This is a genomic window from Streptosporangium sp. NPDC006007, from assembly GCF_040614315.1.
In the GTDB taxonomy this organism is placed as follows: domain Bacteria; phylum Actinomycetota; class Actinomycetes; order Streptosporangiales; family Streptosporangiaceae; genus Streptosporangium.
The window spans coordinates 48,262-72,216 of record NZ_JBEXUG010000025.1 but is presented as its reverse complement, the minus strand read 5'-3'; the positions used below and the strand labels follow the sequence as shown (position 1 = coordinate 72,216).

Below are 23,955 nucleotides of genomic sequence, written 5' to 3'. Positions count from 1 at the left end.
GTCCACATCTCGTCAAGGAACTGCCGTAGCGGCGCGAGGCCCTCATGTCTCGCACGGTACAGCCGTTTGGCGCCCCCACGCGCGGGTCTCGGGATGTTTCGGCCTCGCGCGGCCCCTCGGGTCCTGTCCGGCGGCCGCGACCGGACCGGCCCTCTCCCGCGCCGAAGCCCGTCACGGACGGTCCACGGGGTCTGTGAAGCCCCGTGGAGCCCCGTGGGGAGGCTCTAGGGGCCCGGGGTCAGCCCGAGCGCGGCCATCCGCCTGCCGTGCGCCTCGGTGAGCCGGGCGAACATCCGGGTGACGTCCTCTCCGGCCGCCTCCACCAGCAGCTTGGCCAGCTCCGGCCTGGCCTCGATGACGTGCTGCCCCTGGCTGAGCGCCTCCCCGACCATCCGCCTGGCCCACAGGGCCAGGCGCCCGGCCTGCCGGGGGTCCTCCCGGATGGCCGCGCCGACCCGCTCCACCGCGAACTGCGACCGCCCCTCGTCCGCGAGCACCTCCTCGACCAGTTCGCGTGTCCCGGCGTCCACGTAGGCGGCCGCCTCCCGGTAGAAGTCGAGCGCGATCCCCGTCCCCACATAGGCTTTGACCAGGGCCTCCAGCCAGTCTCCCGGCACGGTCTGGGTGTGCCAGTCGTCCAGGGGCCCGACGAACGGCGCCATCGCCTCCTCCGGATCGACCCCGAGCGAGGTGATCCGGTCGTGCAGCAGGCGGAAGTGGGCGTACTCGGTCGCGGCCAGGTCGCCGAGCGCGGCTCGGTCGGTCAGTGTCGGGGCGTACCGCGTGGCGTCCTCGGCGAGCCGGAGGAACGCCGTCAGCTCGGCGTAGGCGAGCACACCGAGCAGGTCGGCGACGCCGGGAGGGGAATCACTCATGCAGGCAGCCTATGAGTTGAGGCGCCTAACGATTCAGCTGGAATACGAAGAAATCGGTTCCGCGTTGTGGTATCGAGTACACTGCTCTGTGAAAGTGCGACCGCACTGTGTTAGTCCGGGGGATCTGCTCCCGGATGCCCCCAAAAGTCGGCATGACGCCGCAGCGGTCGCTGATGGCATTGAGAGGGCTGGCCCTTCCGCGAGGACCCGGCACGGGGAACTTTTTTCAGCCCGTGGTCCCGGCAGGACTGCCTTCAACGGAGAATTAGGCAGGCCAAGCTGACGACGTTCCGAGACCTCGGAGTCACACCAGAGATCGCCGATGCCCTTGAGACAGAGGGCATCACCGCACCCTTCCCCATCCAGGAGATGGCACTTCCACTGGCCCTTGACGGCCAGGACATCATCGGCCAGGCACGCACCGGCACCGGCAAGACCTACGCCTTCGGCGTGGCGATGCTCCAGCGTGTCGGCAAGCCCAGGAAGAACCGCAAGAAGCCCCGCGGGTTGGTCGTCGTGCCCACCCGTGAGCTGGCCGTACAGGTCACCGAGGACCTCGTGACGGCCGCCGGCAAGCTCGGCTCCCGGATTCTCACCGTGTACGGCGGGCGTGCCTACGAACCCCAGATCGAAGCGCTCAAACAGGGCGTCGACGTGATCGTCGGCACCCCGGGGCGCCTGCTCGACCTGGTCAAGCAGAAGCATCTCGACCTGGGCCAGATCGACGTCCTCGTCCTCGACGAGGCCGACCGCATGCTCGATCTGGGCTTCCTGCCCGACATCGAGCGCATCATCAAACTCATCCCGGACGAGCGGCAGACGATGCTGTTCTCCGCGACCCTGCCGGGCGAGATCGTCGCCCTGTCCCGGCGTTACCTCAACCGCCCGACCCACGTGCGGGCCGAGAACAACGACGCCGAGGCCGAGGCGACCCCTCAGACGACCCAGTTCGTCTGGCGCGCGCACCGGATGGACAAGATCGAGATCGTGGGCCGCCTGCTCCAGTGCGAGGGGCGCGGGCTCACAATGATCTTCTGTGAGACCAAGCGCGCCTGCGACATGGTCGTCGAGCAGCTCAAGGAACGCGGCTTCGCCGCCGCGGCCGTCCACGGAGACCTTGGTCAGGGCCAGCGCGAGCAGGCTCTGCGCGCCTTCCGCAACGGCAAGATCGACGTTCTGGTCGCGACGGACGTCGCGGCACGCGGCATCGACGTCGACGACGTCACCCACGTCGTCAACTACGACTGCCCGCAGGACGAGAAGGCCTACGTGCACCGGATCGGCCGCACCGGCCGGGCGGGCAAGACCGGGGTGGCGGTGACCTTCGTGGAGTGGGAGGACCTCACCCGCTGGAAGGTCATCAACAACGCCCTCTCGCTCGACTTCGCCGAACCGCCGGAGACCTACTCGACCTCTCCGCACGTCTTCGCCGACCTGGGCATCCCCGAGGGCACCAAGGGCGTGCTGCCGAGGGCCAACCGGTCCCGGGCGGGCTTGGCCGCCGAGGAGGTCGAGGACCTCGGCGAGACCGGCCGGATCCGCTCACGCGGCCCCCGCAAGGGCCACGGCGAGGAGCGGGAGGAGCGCCGTGAGCGCCCCGCCCGCACCCCGAGGGAACGGCGCCGCACCCGCGGCGGCCGGACCGGCGCGGAGACCCCGGCACCGGCCGAGGGGATCCAGACCCCGATCGTGGAGCTCTCCGAGCTGGAGGTGGGCGTGACACCGCTCAGGGACACCGGTGAGGACCGGCCCGCCGAGACCGCGCCCCGCCGGAGCCGGCCTCGGAGGTCGGAACCGACCCCCGAGGTGAGCCTCCTCGAAGAGACAGGGACCCCGGTCCGCGGCGAGCCCGTGGCCGAGGAGATCGACAGGCCGCGCCGCAGGCGTGAGCCGATGACAGAGGCACCACGCTGGAAGGGGGAACCGGTGACGGATGACTGGGAGAAGACGGATGACTGGGAGAACGAGCCCGCCGTCGAGGCGCCCGCGCCTCAGCCCCGGTCGCAGCCGGAGAAGATCATCCCGTCCAGCCCGTTCGCGGTGATCTTCCAGTCTCCCGATCTGGCGACCGAGGACGACGAGATCGCCCCGTCGGCCGCCTCCGAGCGGGCGCAGAGTCGACGCCGCCCCCCGGTGAGGGGTCAGCAGCGGGGTCCCCGCCGCCCGAGCTAGCCCGTACCATGAGAAAACCGAGCTAGCCGCACCATGAGAAAAGGGGCGCGACCGTGATGGTGGCGCCCCTTTTTCGCGCCCGGAGACGCACGTCTTCGGACGCACGGAGCCACGTCAACAAGAGAGGTATCGTGGGGCCACGTGAGTACGCCGCGATTTCTGACTCTGCCTCCAGGCGTTCATGCCCGCCGGATCGACACCTCGGTGGGCACGTTCGCCGCACTGGAGGCTCTGCCGGTCAGCGGCGTCCCCGAGCGCTGGCCGGCCCTGCTGGTCCCCGGCCTCACCGGTAGCAAAGAGGACTTCATCGCGGTCCTGCAGACACTCGCCCAGTCGGGCCGCCGGGTCGTCGCGATCGACATGCGGGGACAGTTCGAGACGAGCGGCCCGGAGGATCCCGCCGCCTACACCTGCGCGGCGCTCGGCAACGACGTCGACGTGCTGTCGCAGCTGATCGGTGAGGGCGACCCCGTCCACCTGGTCGGGCACTCCTTCGGCGGCCTGGTCACCCGCGAGGCGGTCATCGACGGCCGCACCAAGTTCGCCTCCTACACGCTGATGAGCACGGGCCCCGCCGGGATCATCGGTCCCCGCGAGCGGGCGGGCCGGGCCATGCTCGCCGAGCTCCCCGAGGTCGGCCTGGAACAGATGTGGTACACCCGGATGGAGCCGGAGGCCCTGGCCGCCGGGGTTCCTGACGAGATCGTCACATTCCTGCGCAAGCGGCTGTTCGCCAACTCCCCCACCGGGATGTACACGATGACCAGGCAGGTGCTCTCCGCCCGGGACCGCTGTGACGAGCTCATCCAGATCGAGGTCCCCACCCTGGTCCTGTACGGCGAGCACGACGACGGCTGGCCGCCGGTGATGCAGTCGGAGATGGCGCGCAGGCTGGGCGCCGAGTGCGTGGTCGTCCCCGGCGCGGCCCACTCCCCCGCGGTGGACGCCCCCGAGACGACCGCGGCGGCGCTCATCCGCTTCTGGAAGTCCGCCGAGTCGCGCTCACTGATCTGACCGGGCGCGGATTCTCAACCGTCGGCGAGGCCGTCCCAGGGCCGGCGCTCGTCTCCGGCCGCCCGGCCCTCCGGACAGTGCCCGCGAAAGTCGCACCACGAGCAGAGGGAGCCGGTCCTGGGCGGGAAGAGCCCGTCGACCTCGGGGGGCACCTCGGGGGGCGTGCGCTCGGCGGTCGCGGCGGACGCCGTACGGGAGCGCCCGGGGGCGCTGCCCGACCAGGCCCGATAGACGTCGTCGGCCGCGGAGACCTCGGCGGCGATCTCCTCGGCCCGGCTCAGGTGGCGGGCCAGGGAGTCGTCGGTGTGCTCCCACTCCACGATCGAACCGGTCGGCAGGTGGTGCAGCTCGACCCGGTGACACGGGCGGTGCATCATCCGGGAGGAGGCGACGGCGTAGACGGCGAGTGCGAGTGAGGAGCGGGCGTCGTCGGCGGTGAGGGGGCGCCGGCCGGTCTTGTAGTCGACCACGACCAGCTCGTCGCCGCGCCGATCGAGCCGGTCGACCCGGCCGGAGACGGCGATGGCGGAGGTCCTGGTGGCGACGGTCCGCTCGACGCCGACCGGCTCGTCCGCGGGGTCGAGGGCGGCCACGTATCCGACGACCATCTCCCGGGCCCGGTCGCGCCAGGCGGTGGACTGCTCCGCGTCGCGGAACCCCTCGCCGATCCAGCCGTTGCCGAGCAGGACGCCCGCCATCGCCACGGTCCGACGCTCGTACGGCTCGCGCCACCAGGCGGCCAGGGCGTTGTGCACGCTGACGCCGACGCTGTTGTGCGCCCACGGCGGGCCCTTCTGGGGCGACGGCCGGTCCAGGTAGGTGAACCGGTAGCGCCGCGGGCAGTCCAGCCAGGTGTTCAGCCGCGACGGCGTGCACGCGTACAGCCGCTGCGGCATACCCTCCAGGGGCAGCTGGTCCACGGAGGGCTACTGGTCGCGGAGGTTCAGCCGGATTCCGGCGGCTTTCGTCCCGTCGGTCAGCGGCCCCTCCTCGGCCTTCTCGTCCGCCGTGCCCCGGGTCAGGGAGCCGGAGAGCCAGGCGTCGAAGTGCGGCTCCAGATCACCGATGGTGGCCTCCTCGCCGTGCGCCGGCAGCACGCGGGTGCCGTGGCGCAGGGTGAACAGCCGGCCGCCGATCGCGGTGAGCTGGTCGGCCAGCGCGGGGTACTCCCCGCCGATCCTGCCGGGGCCGTCGGCCTGCAGGGACTTGCCGGTGAAGACCGCGTCCAGTGCCTCGCAGTACAGCGAGACGCCTCCCTGGGAGACGCCGGGGGTGGACATGACCTCCAGCTGGACGCCGGCGACGCCGAACAGGCCCTCGTCCTCCATCTCGATGTCCGGCCAGGTGTCCGGCCAGGTCCGCCGCCAGAGCGGCCGGTCCTTGGGGTGCAGGGCCACGACGGCCTCGTCACGCGCCGCCACCTCGATGGCCGCCCCCACGTGGTCGGGCAGGCCGTGGGTGCAGACGACGGCCAGCACCTCCCGCTCCCCGACCTTCTCCAGGATCTTGTCCGCGTCACGCGCGGGATCGATGACGATGACCTCCTCATCGTCACCCAGGATCCAGGTGTTGTTCTCGACCTTGTGCTCGACGCCGTCGATATCGACGACGCCCTCGGTCACCACTCGCTCGATACGCGCTGTCACGCTTCCGAACTTTACTGCCTTGTCCCACCGGGCGGCCCGGGGGCGGGTAACGGATGGCTTTGCACTTCGCCTGCCCGCGTGCCCCTCGGGGCGAGAGCGTGCCCGCGGGTCACGCGCCCTCGTCGCCCAGTCGCGGAGAGAACGCGCCGAAGGGCAGGTCGAGAAGGTGGTCCCTGAGGTCACGCATGGCGAACTCGGCCAGGGTCATCAGGTAACCCGCCTCGGCGGGCCAGATGACCGACCAGAGCCAGTTGCCCAGCGCCTCGCCCGCGTAGACCGCCCGGTCGGGGGCCGCGTCCACGCACCACAGCGCGGCCGGATGCCCCCTGATCTCGACCTTGGCGTGCGGCGGCCCGTCGTCGAACCCCTCGCCCGGGTCGGTGGCCTCCAGGCCGGCGAACCCCGCGCCGAGCCCCACCCCGGGCTCCTCCGCGATGATCAGCATGTCGGCCGGCCCCTGGGTCAGCGAGGGACCGGAGAGCGCGACCACGGTGGCCCGGACACCGCTGCGCTCGTCACCGGCCTCGGCGAACCCGGTGACCAGCCAGCCCTGCGGCAGGGGCCACGGCAGCCAGACCGGCACCCGGGCGCTCCTGCTTATGGCCTCCAGCGCGGCCACGGAGGGATGCCTGGGCGGCTGCAGCGGCAGCACGTCGCCGTGCGGTCCGCATCGCCACGCGCTCGACCAGGCGCTGGGCGGGCGGAGCGGGCCGAAACAGCGCGGGCAGATGGGCTCGGCTCTCACGCCTACCCACGCTGCTTTGTCGGCGCCCACCCGTCAAGGGCAGTTCCGTTATGCGGCCGTAATCTTATTCACGTGCGGGTAAATTGTGTCGGAGCGATAGTCCGCGACGGCGAGGGACGGATGCTCCTCGTCCTGCGAGGCCGCCCCCCGGGGCGGAGCCTGTGGTCCGTCCCCGGCGGCCGGGTCGAGCCCGGCGAGTCCGACGCCGAGGCGGTGGTCCGCGAGGTGCTGGAGGAGACCGGGCTGACGGTCGCCGCCGGACGCCTGGCGGGCGCCGTCGAGCGCCCCGGCCCCGGCGGCGCCGTCTACGAGATCCGCGACTACCTGGCCGAGGTCTCCGGCGGCACACTCGCCGCCGGGGACGACGCCGCCGACGCGGGCTGGTTCGGCGAGGACGAGCTCGCGCGGCTTCCGCTCTCCCCCGGCCTCCTGGACGCCCTCACCGAGTGGGGGGTCATCGGGCGGTGAGGGTCGAGCGCCACAGTGTGAGGTGGTCGGCGTCGTAGGTGGTGGAGCGGCCCAGGGCCACGACCCGGCCACCGGAGACCGCGACCGCGCCGAGCCACTGGGTGCCCTGGCCGCCCAGGCTGCCCTGGGTCGGGGTGTGGCGCTGCCAGGTCAGGCCGTCCTCGGAGGTCCACGCCACGCTGTCCCCCTCGCCGGGGACGCCCTGCCAGCCGACCGCGACCACGCCCTCCGCCGTCGCCGCCAGATCGTGCACGGCGGCGGCCCGGTCGGCGGGGAGCCAGGAGAACTCCCAGGTCGAGCCGTTGTCGTCGGATACCGCGCCGAAGGCCCGCTGTCCTTCGTCGGTCCTGGCCGTACCCGTCGCGACGACGGTGCCGCCGTGCAGGACCACGTGCCGGAGTCCCGCCGACGTGGCGCCCGAGGGCATGACGGGTTTGCGGGCGACCCAGTTGACCCCGTCGGCCGACACCCAGACCACGCCGGTCTCGCGCTCGGCCGTGCCCATGCCGCCGACGGCCATGTATCCCGAGGAGGTCGCCGAGACGTCGTACAGCCGCACCCCGTTGCCGCCGGCGGGCAACCTCGTCGCGCGGGTGTAGCGCTTGAGGTCGGCGGTGAACCACAGGGCGGGGACGGTGGCGGAGGGGCCGCGGTCCTCACCGGCCAGGAGGTAGCCGGACGGACCGGCGGCGACCGCGTGGGGGGCGAGGAAGTCGTGCTCGGCGCCCGGGGCGAGGGGGCCCATGATCGGGACCCTGCGCCAGGTCCTGCCGTCGGCGGAGGTGACGAGCAGGGGGCCGGTGGAGGAGGCGTCGGTCATCGTGCTGCCCACGGCCAGCCAGCCCCGCCGTCCCGGCGCGACGTCGCTGAGAGCCTGCCGCCGTGAACCGCCGAGGACCTGCGCCGGGCCCGCGGCCTTCCAGCTCCGGCCGTCCGCGCTGGTCCAGATGCCCGCGTCGCCGGAGGCGGCGCCCACGGCGACGAACCCGCCGTCCGCGGCGGCCACCCTGGCGGTGTCGCGGGCGGCGCGGGTGAGCCCCGCGATCCCGTCCAGCGCGACCGGTCTGGCCTGCCCTCCCTCCGGCGCGGTGATGAGGACCAGCCGGTTGTCCACGTCGGCGGCGCGCTCGTCACCGCCGACGACGAGCGTGCCCCGGTCGGAGACGGCGAGGGCCCGGAGCGAGCCGGGGACCTGGCCGAGGTCGGTGGTCTTGCGCCAGTCGCGGCCGTCCTCGCTGGTGTAGACGGCGTAGTGCTCGAAGCCCGACTCGGCGATCGCGGCCACCCCCGCCGACGACGAGGCCAGCCGCTTGACGCCCGACCCGTCGCGGGCCAGGCCGGTGATGGTGCCGCACCGGGTCCAGTCGAGACCCTGGGGCGAGCAGTAGACGCCGACCTCGCCCTTGTCGCTGCGCTGCTGGGTCGGGACGAGCACGAACCCGCCGCCGGTCACGGCCAGCGCGCCGGGTTCGGCGATGACACCGGTCAGCGGCGTTTCGGCCCGGCGCCAGGTCCTGCCCCCGTCGGCCGAGCGCAGGACGACCGAGACGGACTGGCCCTGGGCCGGATCGCCCAGGGCCACCACGGTGTCGCCCTTGGCGACGACCGCCTTCAGCCCCCGCACCTTGTCCGGCATGCCGATCTCCCGGGTGTCCACCCGGTGCCAGCCCCGCCCGTCCGGCGAGGTCCAGGCGACGGCCCCGAGGGTGCCGTCGCGGAGCACGGTGGTGCCCACCACGACGAAGCCGGAGGAGGTCCTGGCCAGGTCTGTGATCTTGTCTCCGGTCGAGAAGGCCCCCAGCCCGCCGGGGTCCACCGCCGTCCAGCGATAGCCGTCGGCGCTGGTCCACAGCCCCCGGCCGGCGCCCAGCGGGTCGTTGCCCCCGGCCAGCCAGCGGCCGTCGCCGCCCGCCACCCGGCCCACCGTGGTCGGCCCGTTCTCGTAACCCGCCGGTCCGGTCACGCTGCCCAGCCGCCAGCTCGTGCCGCCGTCCGGGGAGACCAGGAACAGCGGCCTGGGGACCGGGCTGGTGGTGTCGCTGCCGACGGCGACCATGACGGAGCCGACGGAGGTCACCGCGTTGAGCACCTGGCTCGACCCGTCGCCGCCGACGTTGGGCGGCGGGACGAAGTTCGCGTCCCCGGAGCGCACCTCGTCACCGACCAGCTGGAGGCCGGTGGCGAACGGGCTGCTCACCCACCCCCAGAGCACCAGGCCGCCGCCGACCGCGACGGCCAGGGCGACGACCATCACCACCGGGACCAGCAGGCCCCGCCCGCCGCCGCGCCTCGCCGGGCTGGAGCGGCGTACCGCGGAGGGCGCGGCGGCCGGGCGGTGATGGCGCCCGGCGCCACCCCGGCGCCTGCCGGGCGGCCCCTGGGCGACCAGCAGGTCCGGTCTGGCAGGCCGCCCGCCCGGCGGACGGCCGACACGGTGCACCGGCTCGAAGTCGTCCCCGGTGAGTACGGCCGGCTCGGGTTCCGGCCCCGGTTCGGGTGTGGCCGGGATCCACGGCCCCACCCGGACCTCGTCCTCGGGTTCGGGGGGCGGCCTGAAGGGCGCGGGGGGCGGATCCGAGGCGGCGGACACCCCGGACCGCCCGAACGTCTCAGACCGCTCGGACGGCCCCGGTGGGCCGGACTCCCCGGCGGGAGGGGCAGGGGGGCCGGGAGGCTCGGGCCGATCCCCCGGGGGCCGGTCGGCGGGCCGGCGGGGCGGCCCCGAGGCGACCAGCAGGTCGGGCCGGTTCCTCCTGTTCCGGCCCCGGCTCCCGGGCTCGGACGGGGCGGCGGAGCGGTCCGCGCGGTCACCGTCTCCGGGCGGGCTCCGGTGCGGGAGGTCCTCGTACGAGGGGCCGAGGAGGTCTCCGTAGTCACCGTCCTCGATCTCGATCCCGCCGGACGGTCCCCGCCGGTCCACCCGGTCGCCGTCCTGCGGCCCGCGCGACGGTCCGGGCCGGTTCCCGCGGTCACCACCCCTGCCCGGCGGGTCGAGCAGGTCCCTGTAGTCGCCGTCCTCCGGTCCCTCGGGGGGACGGCCGGAGGCGGACGCGTAGGGCTGGGTGTTGAGGCGGCGGCGCTCGCCGCCCAGCCCCTCGGGACGGGCCCGGGGTGCCTCGCCGTCGTCCGGAACGGGGGAGGCGAAGGGCGGAAGCATCCACGGCGAGGTCAGCGGGAGACCGCGGGTGCCGTCGTCCGAGGGGGCCGGCGGAGAGTGCTGGATCGTCGGCGGGGCGCCCTGGGGATCCCGGGACCTGATTTCGTGCCTCGCGCCGTCGTGGACGCCGTCGTCGTCCGCCGGCCGCTCTCGCGAGCGTGGGTCGTGGGGGCCCGGGGCCACGCTCAGCACCTCCTTGCGGGAAGCCCGTTTTCAGCCCGGATCAGCATCCGGACCGTTCCAGCCGTCTCCATGCGACTCAGCCGCGGCCCCTCGGGGCGGCGGCGAATCGCACGTGACCCTACTACTACCCCGTTCGGTGGAAACGATCACCTCCACGGCCCGACGACCCGGGCTCCGGCCGTACACCATCCAGAGCAGCACGTCGGGGCCTCGATGACGAGACCTCTCTAGTCAGATTTATCGGCGGAGCGCCGGAATTATCACCGTTTGCGGCGGTAATTCCGAGATAAGAATCGCGGGGGGACCGGCGTCAGGCCACGGGCGGGGTGAAGGCGGTGGTGCGCGCCAGACCGGCGGCCCGGCCCTTCGCCGTCACCACCAGCGCCATCTTCCGGGACGCCTCGTCGATCATCTCGTCGCCGAGCATGACCGCGCCGCGCCTCTCGACCGTCGTGTAGTACGCGTAGGCGTCAAGGATCAGCTCGGCCCGGTCGTAGTCCTCCTGCGACGGTGAGAACACCTCGTTGGCGGTCTCGATCTGGGTCGGATGGAGCACCCACTTGCCGTCGAACCCGAGCGCCGCGGCCCGGCCGGCCACCCGGCGGAAGCCGTCCAGATCCCTGATCGCCAGGTAGGGGCCGTCGACGGCCTGCAGGCCGTGCGTGCGGGCGGCCATCAGGATGCGCATCAGGATGTAGTGGTAGGCGTCACCCTCGGTGTAGCCGGGCGGCTGCTCGCCGACCACCAGGGTCCGCATGTTGATCGAGGCCATGAAGTCGGCGGGACCGAAGACCAGCGTCTCCAGCCGCCGCGACGCACCCCCGATGGCGTCCACGTTGACCAGGCCCCGGGCGCTCTCGATCTGCGCCTCGATGCCGATCCGGCCGACCTCCAGGCCGTTGGCCCGCTCGATCTGGGTGAGCAGGACGTCCAGCCAGACCACCTGGGTCGGGTCCTCCACCTTGGGCAGCATCAGGCAGTCGAGGAACTCCCCCGCGCCCTCCACGACCTCGATGACGTCCCGATAGGTCCACTGCGTGCTCAGGTCGTTGACCCGCACGACCCTGGTCCTGCCCGACCAGTCGCCGTCGCGCAGCGCGGCCACGACGTTCTTGCGCGCCCCCTCCTTGGCCGCCGGCGCGACGGAGTCCTCCAGGTCGAGAAAGACCTCGTCGGCGGGGAGGCCCTGGGCCTTCTCCAGGAAACGCGGGCTGCTGCCGGGCACCGCCAGGCACGAACGTCGGGAGCGCATGACCACACGCTAGCCGGGTTTTTGGAATCGTCACCTCTCGGCCCGGTGGTGTACGGCCCTGGTTCTGTGGACGAGTCGCGACAGCGCTTGTAGGTCAGCGTGACGGCGCTCGTTGGGTTGCGATGAGACACCGAACTCGGTAGGCGGGGAATGCCTGGTGATCTCACGGCGTGCCCCCCCACTTGACCTTGACACGGTGACAAGGCCTTCACTGTTGCCAAGGAGGTGGTCCCAATGCCCATGCCGAAACAGGACGTGGTGGCGGTGCCCGCGGCCCGCCCGGACGAGCGGTTCTTCTCGCTGGGCTCCCGTTTCGCGGGCGAGCTCACGCAGAAGGTCGTCATCCACCGGCTGAAGCCTGCGGTCGTCGGCGGCGTCTCCTCACATCCGGCGGCCGGTTCTGCTCCGCGCGCGCTCGTCGGCGAGTCGAACAGGTCCGGCCACGTGTGGTTCGTTTCAGATCTCGACGCGCTCGACGCGCGACTGGGGGTGCGGTCGTCATGACCATGATCTACAAGTCCGAGGCCGGTGAACGCGAGCTCCGCGACCACTACCGGCGGGCGCTGGACGCCTGGCCGGTTCCCGCCGAGCACGTACGGGTGCCGACTCGCGAGGGCGAGACCTTCGTCCTCGTCTCCGGCCCGCGGGACGCGCCGCCCCTGGTGCTGCTGCACGGCTCGGGCGCGAACGCGTCGATGTGGCGAGGAGATATCGCCACCTGGTCTCAGCACTTCCGCACGTACGCCGTCGACCTCGTCGGCGAGCCGGGCCTGAGCGCGCCCTCGCGCCCCGCCCTGGACTCCGACGCCGTATCCCTCTGGCTGGACGACGTGCTGGAAGGGCTCGGGATCGTCAACGCCGCGTTCGCCGGCATGTCCCTCGGCGGCTGGACGGCCCTGGACCACGCCATCCGCCGTCCGGAACGAGTGACCCACCTGGCCCTGATGTGCCCCGGCGGCGTGGGACGGCAGAAGGTCGGCTGGATCCTCAAGGCCCTGCTGACCCACCCGTTCCGGCGCGGCGGACTGCGCGAGTCGGCGATGGCTGTCGCAGGACTGGACGAGGAGAGGGACCGGCAGGCGCTCGACGCCGTCGTCCTGACGTTCACGCACTTCAACCCGCGCAGGGAGAAGCTCCCGGTATTCCCCGACGACGCGTTGCGCGGCCTCACCATGCCCGTACTCGTCATCGTCGGTGGCCGTGACGCCATGTTCGACTCCCACCAGACCGCGCGGCGCGTCCGTGAGTGCGTCCCGCACTCGACGGTGCACCTGCTCCCCGAGGTCGGTCACGCCGTCTTCGGCCAGGCCGAGCCAATCGCCGAGTTCCTCCGGGCCTGAGGTAGAGGTCGCTCAACACCGAAGGCTACGGGGTGAGGATGGCGCCGCGCGGCAGGCCGGGCCGATCTATGGCGGTCATACAAAGTCTCGCCCCCGTTCTTGGCTCCGACCTTGTACGGCCTCCGGGGGAGATGTCCGAATAATGGGGAATCAAGCTTCGGTATAGGGAGACATGAACCATGGCAAACGCCTCCTCGATGGTCCGGCCCGCCGTACTGTCCGACCTCATCCCCGCATCCCGCGTCCGTGACGTCGCGCTCGTGGTCGGCGGCGCGGCCCTGACCGGCCTGGCCGCGCAGCTCAGCTTCCCCGTCCCCGGCTCACCGGTCCCGGTCACCGGCCAGACGTTCGCGGTCGTGCTGGTCGGCGCGGCGCTCGGCATGAACCGCGCGGCGCTGAGCATGGCGCTCTACATGCTCGTCGGCGTGGCGGGCGTGCCGTGGTTCGCCGACGGCGCCTCGGGCTTCGCCGGCGCCAGCTTCGGCTACGTCCTCGGTTTCATCGCCGCCGCGGCCCTGGTCGGCAGGCTCGCCGAGCGCGGTGGCGACCGTACCGTACCGCGCACGGTCGGCACGATGGTCCTCGGCAACCTGGTGATCTACGCCTTCGGCCTGCCGGTCCTCATCGCCGTCACCGGCATGGACCTGAGCAGGGCGTTCGCCGTGGGCGCGGGCAACTTCCTGCTCGGCGACGCCCTCAAGATCGCGATCGCGGCCGGTCTGCTCCCGGCGGCGTGGAAGCTCCTCCGGCGCTGACCGGCGGATCGGCGCTCCCCGCACGGCCCGCGCCTCCCCGCCTGAGGAGAGGCGCGGGTCACGGGGGCGCAGAGCGTAAGGGGGCGCAGGTCACGGGGGCGGAGACCGTAGGGGGGCGCGGGCCTCGCCGGGCGCAGGCCGTACATTCGTGCTATGGGTGTGATCGAGGAGGGTGCCAAGAAGTCGGGGGTCCTGTGGCTGTCCCTGGACCGGCCCCGGCTGGCCTGGCACGCGTGGCACGACGGCGCGATCTACGTGGTCACCGGCGGCGGCGAGCAGGAACTGCCCGGCCTGACCGAGGCCGAGGAGGTCCGGGTGACGCTCCGGAGCAAGGACAACGGCGCGCGGCTGATCACCTTCGAGGCGGCCGTCGAGGTGGTGGACCAGGCGGCGGCCCCCGGGGCGGTGGCCGCGCTCGCCAGGGAGCGGCTCAACGCCGTCGACGGCGCGGGCCTGACGGCCCGCTGGGCCGCCCACTCCCGGGTGGTACGGCTCACGCCACGCGAACCGGCTCCCTGACCTCCGCCCCCGGTGGCACGGGTGGCGTGACCGTGGCCCGCTGGGCCAGGTAGGCGCCGGTCAGGACGGTGAGACCGCCGATGATCTGGAAGGGCCCGAGCGCCTCGCCCACCAGCACCCAGGCGACCACCGCTCCGGCGATGACCTCCAGCGAGGCGACGGTGGAGCCGATGGCCGCCGACAGGCGGCGGACCGCGGTGACGCCGAGGATGTAGCCGAGAACCGTGGCGACCAGGATCATCCAGATCACGGCCCCCAGCGCCGGCAGGGCGTGGCCGCCCTCGGGCGCCACGGTCAGGGTGAACGCCTCCCACGGGATGCTCCACGGCCGGGCGAACGGGAGGAGCGTCACGGCTGCGCCCAGCATGCCCCAGGCGATCAGGCCGAGCGGGTCGACGTCGTCGCCGAACCCGTCGCTGAGCAGGAAGTAGCCCGCGCAGCACGCCGCCGCGCCGAAGGCGAGCAGCAGGCCGGCCGGGTCCAGGCTGAGCCCCGACCAGACCTCGACCACGACGCCGAGCCCGATCACCGCCACCACGGCGCCGGCGAACGCCGCGGGCGACAGCCGTATCCGGCGGACGAACCGCACCCAGAGCACGACCAGCACCGGCGCGGTGAACTCGATGAGCAGGGCGATGCCGACCGGCAGCCGGGTGATGGCCGCGAAGTAGAGGGCCTGCACCCCGGCCACCGCGATGACCGCGTAGGCCAGGAAGAACGGCAGCCGCGAACGCGGGACGCGGAGCGCCCGGGGCCTGATGATCATGAGAATCCCGGCGAGCAGCAGCCCCGCCCCCATCATTCGCACCCAGACGGCCTCCAGCGGGGCCAGACCGGCGGCGGCCAGGTATTTGGCCATCGGCCCGGAGAAGGCGAAACACCAGGACGACGCGAACGCGATCATCAGACCGGCACGTCTCATAAACCACCATCCATGTAACCACCGTACTAACCTTTTGATGCTGTCATGGCGGGTCGGAAGACAGCAAGTGGGGGTCCGAAATGTGAGCGCGCCGTGGGCTGGGATCCCGGAACGCGACCTACGCTTCGAATGTGAAGATCTTCATCGCGCGACTGGCCGGCACCCCGGTCTTCGACCCGGCGGGGGACCAGATCGGGCGGGTACGGGACGTGGTGGTGGCGATCGCCGGCACCAGACCGCCACGCGTGCACGGCCTGGTCGTCGAGGTGCGGCCCCGGCGGCGGGTCTTCCTGCCCATCACCCGGGTACGCGGCGTCGAGGCCGGGTCGGTCGTCTTCAGCGGCCGGATCAACATGCGCCGCTTCGAGCAGCGGGCCACGGAGACCCTCGTCATCGGCGAGATGCTCGACCTTGAGGTGGAGGTGGCCGGCGAGCGCCTGACGGTCCTGGACCTGGCCATGGAGCAGACCGGCCGCGCCGAGTGGCTGGTCACCAAGGTGGCCGTGGTCCCGGGCGGCTCCGGCCTGGGACTGCGGCGACGCGGCCCGACCAAGATCGTGGAGTGGGCCGAGGTCGGCGGCTTCGGCGCGGTGCAGAAGGACCAGGGCGCGGCCAACCTGCTGGTCGCCTTCGAGACGATGCGCGCGGCCGACCTGGCCGGCGCCCTGCACGAGCTGCCGGACAAGCGGCGCGCCGAGGTGGCCGCCGCCCTCGACGACGTACGGCTCGCCGACGTGCTGGAGGAACTCCCCGAACGCGACCAGATCGGCGTCCTGAGCAGGCTCACCCCCCAGCGGGCCGCGGACGTGCTGGAGGAGATGGCCCCCGACGACGCGGCCGACCTGCTGCAGGAGCTCCCCCCCGAACAGGCCGAGGCGCTGATGGCGCTGATGGAGCCCGAGGAGGCCGCCCCGGTCCGGCGGCTGCTGGTCTATCCCGAGGACACCGCGGGCGGCATGATGACGAGCGAGCCCGTGATCCTCCCGCCGAACGCCACGGTCGCGGAGGCACTGGCCCACATCCGCCAGCGCGAGGTGTCACCCGCGGTGGCCGCGCAGGTCTACGTGGCCCGGCCACCCGTCGAGACGCCGACCGGCCGCTTCCTGGGGCTGGCCCACTTCCAGCGACTGCTCCGCGAGCCCCCGTCCACGCTGCTGGGCGGCGTCATGGACACCTCCCTGGACCCGATCCGGCCCGAGTACACCCTCAACCAGGTGGCCTCCTACCTGGCCACCTACAACCTGATGGCGGTTCCCGTGGTGGACGAGGTGGGCCGCCTGGTCGGCGCCGTCACCGTGGACGACGTGCTCGACCACCTGCTGCCCGACGACTGGCGGGAGCAGGACCACGGACCGGGGGCCGAACATGACTGACCGGCTCGACCTTCCCAGGGAGCGGGGCCTGCGCCTGCGCGTGCACTACGACCCGGAAGCCTTCGGGCAGCTGTCGGAGCAGATCGCCCGGTTCCTCGGCACCGCCAGGTTCCTGGTTTACATGACCGTCTTCGTGGCGGTCTGGGTGCTGTGGAATGTTCTCGCCCCGGTGAACCTGCACTTCGACCCCTATCCGTTCATCTTCCTGACACTGATCCTCTCGCTCCAGGCGTCCTACGCCGCGCCGCTGATCCTGCTCGCCCAGAACCGGCAGGACGACCGGGACCGGGTCCAGAACGAGCTTGACCGCGGGGCGGCCGAGCGGAACCAGGCCGATGTCGAGTATCTGAGCCGGGAGATCGCCGCCCTGCGCATCGCGGTCGGCGAGGTGACCACCCGCGACTATCTCCGCTCGGAGCTCCAGCGCCTGCAGGAGGATCTCAGGGAGCCGCCCTCCTCGGCCGTGTCACGGTCCACGGAGCCTTAGTCCCGCGGAACGACGGTCCCCCCGGCAGAGCTGTCAGCATCCTGACATTCCTCGATTTTTCTCCACATTCCTCCACATTTTCAAACGGTCCACCCGCGGAACCCGAGGGCCGGGCCGCGAGCGGGGAGAACGGGCGCGGCGCCGCGGACGGCAGCCCCGCCCCGCCGTTCCCGACCTTGATCCGCAGGTCACTCCGGCGGTCGTGCCCCCGCGCCACACGGGGCAGCACAGGCTCCCCGGACCACGCATTCAGCGGGACAAACCCCAACGAACGACGGATTCCCCGCTTTAAACCATAAAAGACGGAGCTTTCTGACAAACCACAGCAAAACTGGGACTTGCATCGGCCATGTGACGTGTGAAATTTTACATTTCATATAACGATCAACCGCTTGGCCGCGTTCTCGGCCGGGCGGCATCGCTCCCCCTCCCCCCAGGAGTGACATGCAGAGCAGATTGCGCCGGACGATCTCCCAGGTGGTCCTCATCGGCTCCGTCCTCGGCCTCGGCGTCGGCACGCAGGTCGTGCTCGCCTCCCCGGGTTCGGCGGTCGCACGGGACACCTCGACGATCACAAGTGGGACCGTTCCCGACGGGGATGTCATCGGCCCCAGCGACGGTGCGCCGCCCCATATCCAGCACGAACCCCTCAAGCTCGAAGACCGTCCGCCGCTGTCGGCCTCCACCAAGGAGCGCGGTCGCGACCACAACGCTCCGCCGACCACCGACAAGCCCACGCAGAAGGCGACGGAGAAGCCGACCCAGAAGTCCCTCCAGGCCGCCGCGGCCTGCGGCGTCTCGGACTTCACCGGCCGGACCGGCGGCGCCCTGGTCACCGCGATCAAGAACGCCACCCCCGACTGCGTGAACACGCTGTTCGGTCTCACCGGGGGCAACGCCTCCGCCGCGTTCCGCGAGTCGCAGATGACCAGCGTGGCCTACGCGCTGCGCGACAACGCGCTCTACTACACAGGTGACAACAGCACTGGCACGCTCCAGTTGGTGCTGTATCTCCGGGCCGGCTACTACGTGCAGTGGTACCACCCCGGCGACGTCGGCTCCTACGGCGCCGGCCTCAAGACCGCGATCCGCTCCGCCCTGGACGCGTTCTACGCCAACGGCCACTCCGGCGACGTCAACAACGTCAACGGCGAGACCCTGGCCGAGGCCGTCACCCTCATCGACAGCGCCCGGGAGAACGCCCGCTACATCTACGTGGTGAAGCGGCTGCTGAACGCCTACAACAGCTCCTACGACCAGCACTGGTACATGCTCAACGCCGTCAACGGCGTCTACACCGTGCTGTTCAACGGCCACGACGAACCCGAGTTCGTCACCGCCGTCACAAACGACACCAGCGTCCTCGACACCCTCAACAGCTTCGCCAACAACAAGTTCAACCTGATCAGCACGGGGAACTACTACCTGCCCTACAACGCCGCCCGCGAACTGAGCCGTTTCCTGCGGCACAGCGCGCTGAAGGCCAAGGTCCGTCCCCTGACCAAGGCGCTGATCGGCCGGAGCGGCATCACCGGTACGACCGCCCGGATCTGGGTGGGCGCGGGCGAGATGACCGACAGGTACGACAAGGCGAACTGCTCCTACTTCGGCACCTGTGACTTCCTTGGAAGGGTCAAGGCCGTCGCCCTGCCGCTCAGCCACACCTGCAGCCCGACCCTGCGGATCCTGGCCCAGGACATGACCGCGGCCCAGTTCAGCGAGAGCTGCGCCAGCCTGGCCAACCAGGACGCGTTCTTCCACAACATCGTCAAGGACAACGGCCCGGTCGCCGACGACAACAACACCTCCCTTGAGGTGAGCGTCTTCGACTCCGACGTCGACTACGACACCTACGCCGGCGCGTTGTACGGCATCGACACCAACAACGGCGGCATGTACCTGGAGGGCAACCCCGCCGTCGCCGGCAACCAGCCCAGGTTCATCGCCTACGAGGCCGACTGGCTCCGCCCGACCTTCGCCATCTGGAACCTGAACCACGAGTACACGCACTACCTCGACGGCCGCTACAACATGCACGGCGACTTCGACGCCGGCATCACGACCCCGACCATCTGGTGGATCGAGGGCTTCGCCGAGTACGTCTCCTACTCCTACCGCCAGGAGGTCTACACCGCCGCGATCACCGAGGCGGCCAAGAAGACCTTCACCCTGCGCGAGCTGTTCGACACCACCTACGACCACAACGACACCACCCGCACCTACCGGTGGGGCTACCTCGCGGTCCGCTACATGCTGGAGAAGCACCCCGCCGACGTCACCAAGGTCCTGGGCTACTACCGCTCCGGTAACTGGAACGCGGCCCGCACCTTCCTGACCGGCCTGAACTACAACACCGACTGGAACGCCTGGCTGACCGCCTGCGCGACCGGCGCCTGCGGCGGCGGTGGCGGCAACCCGAACAACCAGGCCCCCACCGCGGCCTTCACCTCCAGCGTGAACGGCGCCACCGCCACCTTCACCGACGGCTCCACCGACTCCGACGGCACCATCGCCTCCCGGATGTGGGACTTCGGCGACGGCACCACCTCCACCGCCGCCACCCCCTCCAAGACCTACACCGCCTCCGGCACCTACGCCGTCCGCCTCACCGTCACCGACAACGACGGCGGCACCGGCACGGTCACCAAGAGCGTCACCGTCACCGTCGCGCTACCCCAGTGCACCAGCGCCGACAGCCGTGAGCTCGGCAAGAACTGTGCCCGGAGCAACGCCACCGCGACCGCGGGCAACTACTCCTACTTCTACATCAACGTCCCGGCCGGAACCACCCAGCTGAAGATCACCAGCTCCGGCGGCACCGGCAACGCCGATCTCTACTACAGCCCCAGCACCTGGGCCACCACCGGCAACTACACCAAGCGCTCCGTCACGGCCGGCAACGCCGAGACCCTGACCATCACCAACCCGGCTGCCGGCTACCACTTCATCACCCTGCACGGCGCCACCGCCTTCGGCGGCGTCACCGTGACCAGCCAGTACTAACGGCCGGAGCCGGCGTCCGACGTCGATCGGCCGCCGGAACACCGATCGCCCCCGAGCCCTCCCCGTCCTGGACGGGGAGGGCTCGGCCGTGCCCGCCGGCGCGTCCTTCAATCGGCCTACATTTAAATGCCATTGTGAATCAGCACATTAATGACAGCTTCGGACAAGCATCAGATGTTCCATTGCGAGGCGATGCAGGATCGGAGCGTTCCATGATGTTGCGCGCAATTTCCCCGCGACTCGATCAGAGGTCATCAATCCGGCATGTGACATGTGACATCTTGTGAATCACGGGCGCCCTGCAACGGGGCGGGCGACCGTGATTCCACGGAGGAACTCGATGAAGCAGATCGCCAGACGCGGCGCCGCACTCCTGACCGCGGGGGTGGTCGCGGCCTGCGGGCTCACCGTGAGCACCCCCGCCTCGGCCGAGATCACCACGACCACCTGCGGTACCGGACCGGTCCAGGCGCTGAACATCAAGGCGTGCGTGGACGTCAGCGGCGGCTACGTACGGATCTACGGGATCGTCGGCGCCCGAGGCATCTCCGAGCCCCCGGGCACCCCCATGAACGTCCGGGCGACCGTCTCCGGCGAGATCGCCGGCGGCGCGTCCCTCGGCTCCAACAGCCGGGGGCTGAGCATCTGGAACAACTCCTTCACCGTCGAGGGCCCCAGCGCGTTCGTGGCCTGTGGCTCCACGGTCCGCGCCACGGTAAGCGTCACCCCCGGCCCGTCGGGCCCCGGCGGCGGCGGCATCCCGCCCGTGCTGACGCCCGTCTCCATCGACGTTCCGGTCTTCTACTGATCCAGACGGGGCCGACCGAATCACAGGGGCGCGGAACCACGGTTCCGCGCCCCCACGCGTTTTCCAGGCGCCCCCGCTCGATGGGAACGTTCCTACCTGGGCACCTCCGGAGCAGACAGTCACTGACACCGCGCCCACCTCAGCGATAACTCACCGAAAACACCCCACACAGGTGAGATCCGCCGCCGCCTCCGGCGCATCCGCAAATCAGACCGCACCTCAACACAGATTTAGGACAGCCCGTTAATGCCGCCTCCCAGCAGACCGTCGCGCGTTCTGTTGCGTGGCGATGCAGGATTAGAGCGTTCCATGATGTTGCGCGCAATTTCGCTGCAATTCACTTGGAGATCATTAACTTGGCATGTGACATGTGACATCTTATGAATCACGGGCGCTCCGCAACGGGGCGAGCGCCCGGACTTCCTGGAGGAACTCGATGAAGCAGATCGCCAAGCGCGGCGCCGCACTCCTGGCCGCGGGGGTGGTCGTGGCCTGCGGGCTCACCATGAGCACCCCCGCTTCGGCCGGCACCACCACGACCACCTGCAGCACCACTGGACCGATCCAGGCGCTGAGCGTCAGGGCCTGCGTGGACGTCACCGACGGTTACGTACGGGTCTACGGGACCGTCGGTTCCGTCGGCATCTCCGAGCCCCCGGTCAACCCGAGGAGCGTCGGCGCGCAGGTCTCCGGCTCGATCGTCGGCGGTGCCTTCCTCGGTTCGGGAAGCCAGGCGCTGAGCATCTGGAACAACTCATTCACCGTCGAGGGCACCACCGCGACCGTGGCCTCCGGCTCCACGGTCCGCGCCACGGTGCAGATCACCCCTGGCCCCTCCGGCCCCGGCGGTGGCGGCGGCGGCACGCTGCCCGGCCCGACATCCGTCTCGGTGGACGTTCCGGTCGTCTACTGACCGGAACCAGATCAACCAAACAGGCAGGGCGCGGAACCACGGTTCCGCGCCCTGCGCGTGTTGCCCGCCCGGCCCCCTCCGCGCCGCACCGGCCTCCCCAGGCCACCTATCAAGCGGAATAAACCTCTTCAAACAATAGATTTCCCACTTCAACCCGCAAATGGCAATGCTCTTTGACAAGGTGGAGTAAAGCTGGACCTTGCACCCGTCAGGCAATGTGTGAAATTTTACATTTCATACATTGATCAACTCCTTGGCCGGCAACTGCCGGCCAAGGGGGATCGCTCCCCTTACCCCCCAGGAGTGACATGCAGAGCAGATTGCGCCGGGCGGTCTCCCAGGTGGTCCTCATCACCTCCGTTCTCAGCCTCGGCGCCGGCACGCAGGCCGTGCTCGCCGCCCCCGGTGCGGCGGCCGCACGAGACGGCTCGACGATCACCAGCGGAACCACTCCCGACAGGGATGTCGTCGGTCCCAGCAACGAGGAACCGGCCCACGTCCAGGACAAACCCCTCAAGCTCGAAGACCGCCCGCCGATGTCGGCCTCCACCAAGGAGCACCGCCGCGACTACGACACGCCGCAGGCCGCCGACAAGCCCAAGCGGAAGTCCCTGCGGGCCGCCGTGCCCTGTGACACCTCGCAGTTCACCAGCCAGACCGGCGGCGCTCTGGTCACCGCGATCAAGAACGCCACCCCCGACTGCGTGAACACGCTGTTCAGCCTCACCGGGACCGACGCCGCGGCGGCCTTCCGAGAGGCGCAGATGGCCACCGTGGCCACGTCGATGCGGAACGTGTCGGGCAAATACGCCGGCGACAACAGCACCAGCCTGCTTCAGCTGGTGATGTACCTGCGGGCCGGCTACTACGTGCAGTGGTATCACCCGACCGACGTCGGCACCTACGGCGCGACGCTCAAGAGCGCGATCCGCTCCGCGCTGGACGCGTTCTACGCCAACCCCCGCTCCGGCGACGTCAACGAGGCCAACGGCGAGACCCTGTCCGAGGTCGTCACCCTCATCGACAGCGCCCAGGAGAACGCCCGCTACCTCTACGTGGTGAAACGGCTGCTGAACGCCTACAACACCGGCTACAACCAGTACTGGTACATGCGCAACGCCGTCAACAACGTCTTCACGGTGCTGTTCAACGGCCACGCCCTCCCCGAGTTCGCCACGGCGGTCACCCAGGACCCCAGCGTTCTCACCACCCTCGACACCTTCGCCAACGACTACTTCAACCTGATCGGCACGGAGAACTCCTTCCTGCCCTACAACGCCGCCCGCGAGCTGACCCGTTTCATGCAGTACAGCGCGCTGAAGGCCACGGTCAGCCCCATGTCCAGGGCGCTGCTCAACCGCAGCAGCCTCACCGATCCGACCACCGTCAGCGTCTGGGTGGGCGTGGCCGAGATAGCCGACCTGTACGACAAGGCGAACTGCTCCTACTACGGGATCTGTGACCTGCAGGCCCGGGTCAAGGCCGTCGCCCTGCCCATCAGCCACACCTGCAGCCCCAGCCTGCGAATCCTGGCCCAGGACATGACCACGGCCCAGCTCAACGAGAGCTGCGCCAGCCTGGCCAACCAGGACGCGTTCTTCCACAACATCGTCAAGGACAACGGCCCGGTCGCCGACGACAACAACACCTCCCTTGAGGTGAGCGTCTTCGACTCCAGCTCCGACTACGGGACCTTCGCCGGCCTGCTGTACGACATCGACACCAACAACGGCGGCATGTACCTGGAGGGCAACCCCGCCATCGCCGGCAACCAGCCCAGGTTCATCGCCTACGAGGCCGAGTGGGTGCGCCCGACCTTCGAGATCTGGAACCTGAACCACGAGTACACGCACTACCTCGACGGCCGCTTCGACATGTACGGCGACTTCGACGCCGGCGTCACGACCCCGACCATCTGGTGGATCGAGGGCTTCGCCGAGTACGTCTCCTACTCCTACCGCAACGTCACCTACAGCGAGGCCATCACCGAGGCGGCCAAGAAGACCTTCACGATGCGCGAGGTGTTCGACACCACCTACGAGCAGAACGACACCACCCGCACCTACCGGTGGGGCTACCTCGGGGTCCGCTACATGCTGGAGAGGCACCCGGCCGACATCACCAGGCTCCTGGGCTACTACCGGGCCGGTAACTGGAGCGCGGCCCGCACCTTCCTGACCGGCCTGAACTACGACTCCGACTGGAACACCTGGCTGTCCTCCTGCGCGGCCGGCGGCTGCAACTAACAGCCGGCACCAGCCGGACCGGCAACACCGATCACTCACCCGAAGCCCTCCCCACCAAGGACGGGGAGGGCTTCGGC

The 23,955-nt window shown here is 70.6% G+C and carries 20 protein-coding genes; 13 read left to right on the top strand and 7 right to left on the bottom strand.

What is annotated here, in order from left to right; translation table 11 throughout:
- Positions 1-224 precede the first annotated feature (224 nt).
- Positions 225-875: a ferritin-like fold-containing protein gene (locus ABZ194_RS20040; RefSeq protein WP_355598285.1), complete on the bottom strand. Its 651-nt coding sequence runs from the start codon at positions 873-875 to the stop codon at positions 225-227.
- 369 nt (positions 876-1,244) lie between these two features.
- Here ABZ194_RS20040 and ABZ194_RS20035 point away from each other — a divergent pair, with 369 nt between their 5' ends.
- Together ABZ194_RS20035 and ABZ194_RS20030 are read left to right on the top strand one after the other, a co-directional pair.
- Positions 1,245-3,047 carry a DEAD/DEAH box helicase gene (locus tag ABZ194_RS20035; RefSeq protein WP_355598283.1) on the top strand — a complete coding sequence of 601 codons (1,803 nt, stop codon included), beginning with the start codon at positions 1,245-1,247 and terminating at the stop codon, positions 3,045-3,047.
- Positions 3,048-3,188: 141 nt separating this feature from the next.
- Positions 3,189-4,061, top strand: a complete 873-nt coding sequence (locus tag ABZ194_RS20030) for an alpha/beta hydrolase (RefSeq protein WP_355598281.1) — start codon at positions 3,189-3,191, stop codon at positions 4,059-4,061.
- A gap of 14 nt (positions 4,062-4,075) precedes the next feature.
- Here the strand turns inward: ABZ194_RS20030 and ABZ194_RS20025 are convergent, their stop codons facing one another.
- The 3 genes from ABZ194_RS20025 to ABZ194_RS20015 form a co-directional block, all read right to left on the bottom strand.
- Positions 4,076-4,981: a PD-(D/E)XK nuclease family protein gene (locus ABZ194_RS20025; RefSeq protein WP_355598280.1), complete on the bottom strand. Its 906-nt coding sequence runs from the start codon at positions 4,979-4,981 to the stop codon at positions 4,076-4,078.
- Positions 4,982-4,987: 6 nt separating this feature from the next.
- Positions 4,988-5,707: an MBL fold metallo-hydrolase gene (locus ABZ194_RS20020; RefSeq protein ID WP_355598278.1), complete on the bottom strand. Its 720-nt coding sequence runs from the start codon at positions 5,705-5,707 to the stop codon at positions 4,988-4,990.
- A gap of 109 nt (positions 5,708-5,816) precedes the next feature.
- Entirely contained in the window at positions 5,817-6,452 is a 636-nt protein-coding gene (locus tag ABZ194_RS20015; RefSeq protein WP_355598277.1) for a DUF6758 family protein, read from the bottom strand.
- A gap of 72 nt (positions 6,453-6,524) precedes the next feature.
- Between ABZ194_RS20015 and ABZ194_RS20010 the strand changes: the two genes are divergently transcribed.
- Positions 6,525-6,920, top strand: a complete 396-nt coding sequence (locus tag ABZ194_RS20010; RefSeq protein ID WP_355598275.1) for an NUDIX domain-containing protein — start codon at positions 6,525-6,527, stop codon at positions 6,918-6,920.
- Here ABZ194_RS20010 and ABZ194_RS20005 read toward each other — a convergent pair.
- Both ABZ194_RS20005 and ABZ194_RS20000 read right to left on the bottom strand, forming a co-directional pair.
- On the bottom strand, positions 6,907-10,260 hold the full coding sequence (locus ABZ194_RS20005) for a hypothetical protein (RefSeq protein WP_355598274.1): 3,354 nt from the start codon (positions 10,258-10,260) through the stop codon (positions 6,907-6,909). The genes ABZ194_RS20010 and ABZ194_RS20005 overlap by 14 nt on opposite strands.
- A gap of 310 nt (positions 10,261-10,570) precedes the next feature.
- Positions 10,571-11,512, bottom strand: coding sequence for a CoA ester lyase (locus tag ABZ194_RS20000; protein WP_355598272.1), 942 nt, complete (start codon positions 11,510-11,512; stop codon positions 10,571-10,573).
- A gap of 234 nt (positions 11,513-11,746) precedes the next feature.
- Between ABZ194_RS20000 and ABZ194_RS19995 the strand changes: the two genes are divergently transcribed.
- From ABZ194_RS19995 to ABZ194_RS19980, 4 genes are all read left to right on the top strand, one after another.
- Positions 11,747-12,016, top strand: coding sequence for a DUF4180 domain-containing protein (locus tag ABZ194_RS19995; RefSeq protein ID WP_355598270.1), 270 nt, complete (start codon positions 11,747-11,749; stop codon positions 12,014-12,016).
- The gene (locus ABZ194_RS19990) at positions 12,013-12,852 is read left to right on the top strand and encodes an alpha/beta fold hydrolase (protein ID WP_355598268.1); all 840 of its coding nucleotides are present in this window, start codon (positions 12,013-12,015) and stop codon (positions 12,850-12,852) included. The genes ABZ194_RS19995 and ABZ194_RS19990 overlap by 4 nt, the downstream gene beginning before the upstream one ends.
- A gap of 179 nt (positions 12,853-13,031) precedes the next feature.
- Entirely contained in the window at positions 13,032-13,607 is a 576-nt protein-coding gene (locus tag ABZ194_RS19985; protein WP_355598266.1) for a biotin transporter BioY, read from the top strand.
- Between the two features lie 153 nt (positions 13,608-13,760).
- Positions 13,761-14,126 carry a hypothetical protein gene (locus ABZ194_RS19980; protein WP_355598264.1) on the top strand — a complete coding sequence of 122 codons (366 nt, stop codon included), beginning with the start codon at positions 13,761-13,763 and terminating at the stop codon, positions 14,124-14,126.
- Here ABZ194_RS19980 and ABZ194_RS19975 read toward each other — a convergent pair.
- Positions 14,101-15,048: an EamA family transporter gene (locus tag ABZ194_RS19975; RefSeq protein WP_355598262.1), complete on the bottom strand. Its 948-nt coding sequence runs from the start codon at positions 15,046-15,048 to the stop codon at positions 14,101-14,103. The two genes, ABZ194_RS19980 and ABZ194_RS19975, sit on opposite strands and share 26 nt — an antisense overlap.
- 131 nt (positions 15,049-15,179) lie before the next feature.
- Between ABZ194_RS19975 and ABZ194_RS19970 the strand changes: the two genes are divergently transcribed.
- The 6 genes from ABZ194_RS19970 (at position 15,180) to ABZ194_RS19945 (ending at position 23,878) form a co-directional block, all read left to right on the top strand.
- Entirely contained in the window at positions 15,180-16,421 is a 1,242-nt protein-coding gene (locus ABZ194_RS19970; protein WP_355598260.1) for a CBS domain-containing protein, read from the top strand.
- Positions 16,414-16,908, top strand: a complete 495-nt coding sequence (locus ABZ194_RS19965) for a DUF1003 domain-containing protein (protein WP_355598258.1) — start codon at positions 16,414-16,416, stop codon at positions 16,906-16,908. The genes ABZ194_RS19970 and ABZ194_RS19965 overlap by 8 nt, the downstream gene beginning before the upstream one ends.
- Positions 16,909-17,352: 444 nt before the next feature.
- Positions 17,353-19,911, top strand: coding sequence for a collagenase (locus tag ABZ194_RS19960; RefSeq protein ID WP_355598256.1), 2,559 nt, complete (start codon positions 17,353-17,355; stop codon positions 19,909-19,911).
- 340 nt (positions 19,912-20,251) lie between these two features.
- A complete protein-coding gene (locus ABZ194_RS19955; RefSeq protein WP_355598254.1) occupies positions 20,252-20,719 on the top strand; it encodes a hypothetical protein in 468 nt (155 codons plus the stop codon).
- Between the two features lie 436 nt (positions 20,720-21,155).
- On the top strand, positions 21,156-21,632 hold the full coding sequence (locus ABZ194_RS19950; protein ID WP_355598252.1) for a hypothetical protein: 477 nt from the start codon (positions 21,156-21,158) through the stop codon (positions 21,630-21,632).
- Positions 21,633-21,940: 308 nt separating this feature from the next.
- Complete coding sequence (locus ABZ194_RS19945) at positions 21,941-23,878, top strand: collagenase (RefSeq protein WP_355598250.1); 1,938 nt, start codon at positions 21,941-21,943, stop codon at positions 23,876-23,878.
- Positions 23,879-23,955: the final 77 nt, after the last annotated feature.